The following is a 3,821-nucleotide window of genomic DNA, read 5'->3' as shown; positions in this document are numbered from 1 at the left end:
TATCTTGTGTGCGCTGATCCTTTGCGTATTCCCCTTCGTGGCCCAGGCGCAAAAGAATGCTTCCGCCGAGCAGATAGGTATTCGCTTTACCGTGGTGGACAACAATGGTTCGCCGCTGCCTGGCGCCGAAGTCTCCATTGGTGAAGGCCTGGGGCGCTACATCACCGACGCCGATGGCCGCGTGAGCGTGAATTGCGCCATGAGTGACGTGGTCCGTGTAGAAATGCCGGGTTACAAAGGCGTAAGCATTCGTGCCAACGTGCTGGTAGACTCCGATTCCGTGGTGCTTACTCCGGACATTATTTTTGCCGGAGATGCCGACGATATCACGCTCCCGTATACTTCCCTCAAGAAGCGTTACTCGCTGGGTTCAACCATGACCATCAGCGGGGAGGAACTGGCCCGCTATTCGTCGGCCGATATCCGCAACGCCCTCACCGGCGTATTGCCGGGCGTGGAAGTGCGGGAGAACTATGGTCAGGTAGGTGTGAGTCCGCTGGAGCACATTGGCCAGTATGGTGCCGCTACCGCCATCTCCGTAACGGCTCGCGGCCGTCAATTGATGTATGTGGTGGACGATGTCCCTGTGCAGATAAACGAGGTCCCGCTGGATCCCGAACAAATCTTGTCCGTGACCATTATCCGTGACGGCCTGGAAAAGACCATGTACGGTCCTACTGCGGCCGATGGCATTGTGTTTATCCGGACCAAGAACGGCGCCCACAACGACCGTTATCTGAACGTGAGCTTTGAAAAGGGTGTGAACCTGGTGGACCGCATGCCGCGTTTCACCAATGCGGCACAGTATGCTCAGCTGAACAACCTGGCCCGCTATAACAGTGGCCTGAATCCTTTGTATACAGCCGAGGATATCATGGCTTACAAGAAAAAGGACCCGTACGACTATTTCCATCCTGCCGTGGACTTCCGTTCCATGATGCTCCGCAACACCATGAACTATACCAGAGCCGGCGTTTCTTCCGGCGGCGGAAACGACATTGTCAAGTACTACGCCTATCTGGGTTACGTGGGGCAGGACGACATTTACAAGATGGGGCCGAAGTCCGGCTATCACAATGTGAACATCAACGGCAACCTGGAGGTGAAGCTGAATAAATTCATCAGGGCCTCCTTTGGGATTGTGTCCTCTATCAGCATCCGTCAGTCCAACAACTATGGCTACGGTACAGATCCGAACGTGTTTGAGTTGCCGGAGATCCTGGGACATATCACCACCATTCCGCAGCTGGCGTTCCCCGTATACGCCGACAATTCGGAAAAGCTGGAATCTCCCTGGTATGCCGTGAGTACGCAGTATACGCAAAACCCTATTGCCAATATCCTGGAGAATGGTTCCTACACCGAGACCATCCGCAATGCGCTGTTTAACCTGCGCCTGGAGATAGACTTGGATGTGATTACCAAAGGACTCAAGTCCACAACTTATGCGGCTTACGGCTCTACCAACCTGGTTCGGCTGGGTACCTCCGAGGACTATGCCGCCTACCTGATTACAAGCGGCCTGGACGAGGAAGGCAAGACCGTTGTGGTTCCCGTACAGAGTTCCAGTCACTCGGTGAAAGAGAGGGCCAAAAAAACCAACCTGCTGGATTACTATTCCAACCGGTTTTATCTGGTGCAGAAAGTGGATTATGCACGTGTGTTCGGCGAGCACGACCTCAAGTTGTCGGCCGACTACATGATTACCCAGCGCAACCAGAAGTTCATCACTGAGCATCGCCGCGAGATGAACGCGGGTTTTAACGCGACGTATGCGTTCAAGGGCCGGTACCTGGCCCAGGCAGCCCTGAACGGGCACGGAACCTATTCCTTGCTCAAGGCATGGTCGTTCTCTCCGTCCCTGGGACTGGGCTGGATTATCTCTGATGAGCCGTTCATGAAGGGCGCCCGTCAGATAGACTTCCTGAAACTGCGCGTGCAGGGCAGCTGGCTCTCCTATGATTCCCGTACAAGCGCCAATCGCGACGTAGATAACTACACGTGGAATAACGGTGGCCAGAAGTTTGGTCCCTACAGCACCAATCAGTGGTTTGGCAGTACAACCGGCGCCAATGTAGACCGGACTTACCTGTCCATGCTGGGCAATCCGGACTTGCAGCTGGAACGGCGGGCCGAACTCTCCGCCGGTGTGGATGTGACGGCCTTCAGCAAAAGGTTGGATGTGAGTCTCACGGGGTACATACAGCGTCAGAGCGGCATCATTACCCAGATGCAGAACGCTGTCCCGCTCACTGCCGGCATATCTACAGGAAGCTATTACCTGAACTACGACACCAACCTGAACAAAGGTGTGGAACTGAGCGTCAGCTGGAAGGACCGGGTAGGGGATTTTGACTACAAGATTGGAGGCTGGATTGCTTCGCATGCCTCTACCATCCTCAAGACCGATGCCTTGAACTACGCTGAGGACTACCGTTCTCGTGTCGGTAAGTCGGCTACGGCGATCTGGGGTCTGAAGTATCTGGGGCAATTTGCCTCCGACGATGAGACCACTCAGGTGCCCCAGCTTTTTGACGATGCCCTCAAGGCAGGCGACTTCCGCTATCAGGACATGAATGGTGACGGCTATGTGGACAGCTCCGATGCCTGTGTAATTGGTGACAGCGCTCCCAAACTGGTGGGCGCTTTGAACCTGCGACTGGGCTGGAAGGGGATCGACCTGACCGTTTCCGGTACGTTCCGTGCCTTCTATGACGCACAGCTTTCCAATGCCTATTTCTGGAATGGCTGGGGCGACTCCAACTACTCCTATTATACCCTGAAGCACATCAACGACCCTGCCGCACCCCGGCTCACTTATAACAAAGTGAACAATAACTTCCAGATGTCGGGGCGTTGGCTGCAGGATGGCAGTTTCTTCAAGTTCCAGAGCATAGAACTGGGATACGAGATTCCGGTGAAGGCGCTGAAAATAGATCGGGTGGTCCGTGGTTTCCGTGTGTATGCACGCGCCAACAACCTGCTTACCCTGTCCGGCATTCAGGATGTAGACCCCGAGGCTTTGAGTTCCGGTATAACCAACTATCCTCTGATGCGCACCGTGATCGGCGGACTTAAAATCACTTTCTGATGGACGCTGTGAATATGAAAATATGGACAAAGGCGGCCCTTGCCGCAACAACATTATTCGTACTGGGTTCCTGCCGTGGATTTCTGGATCCCTACCCTTCGGCCATCCGTGACGAGGGCTATGTGGTCTCCAGTCCAACCGCCATGCAGGGCCTGCTGGGCGAATGCTATGAGTGGATTTCCACCAATTACAACAATAACGAAGGTGCCTATCTGGATTGCATGACCGACAATGCGGTGCGTACTTCCAAGACAGATGCCATAAGCCGCATGGCTATTGGTGTGAATTCTTCCGACAACAATCCTTTCCAGACTTATTGGACCAGGGATTATCAAGGCATATACAATACCAACCTTTTCCTCAAGGATGGGAACGGCCGAAAGGTACGTTATATGCTGGACGAGCACCTGAACGAGCTGCTTACCAACCTGCTGTGGGGCGAAGCCTATGCGCTGCGCGCCTGGTTCCAGTGGGATCTGTTGCAGAAGTTCGGCGGCGTGGGTACAGACGGGAACCTCCTGGGGTATCCTATCTTGACCGAACCCGTCAAGGATTGGAGTAATGGTTTTGTTCGCGACAGCTACGACGATTGCGTGAAGCAAATCATTGCCGACTGCGACTCGGCTTACAAGTATTTGCCCATCGCCCACCGGGACTTCCTGGTAGAGGATGCCGATGACCTTACGGTGCTGGGCTCCCGCAACTGGGGGCGCATCGACGGCATCTCAAC

Annotated in this window: 2 protein-coding genes; both read left to right on the top strand. The window is 54.5% G+C overall.

Annotated features, from left to right (window positions below):
• Positions 1–3,091, top strand: a 3,091-nt coding sequence (locus tag ACMUOV_RS08530; RefSeq protein WP_413854721.1) for a SusC/RagA family TonB-linked outer membrane protein, incomplete at its 5' end; no start/stop codon positions are given.
• Between the two features lie 14 nt (positions 3,092–3,105).
• The coding region (locus ACMUOV_RS08525) for a RagB/SusD family nutrient uptake outer membrane protein (RefSeq protein WP_413854720.1) at positions 3,106–3,821 on the top strand (716 nt) is incomplete at its 3' end.

Source organism: Candidatus Ruminimicrobium bovinum (genome assembly GCF_902760015.1).
GTDB classification, from domain to species: domain Bacteria; phylum Elusimicrobiota; class Endomicrobiia; order Endomicrobiales; family Endomicrobiaceae; genus Ruminimicrobium; species Ruminimicrobium bovinum.
This window is presented reverse-complemented; position numbering and strand designations above follow the sequence as displayed.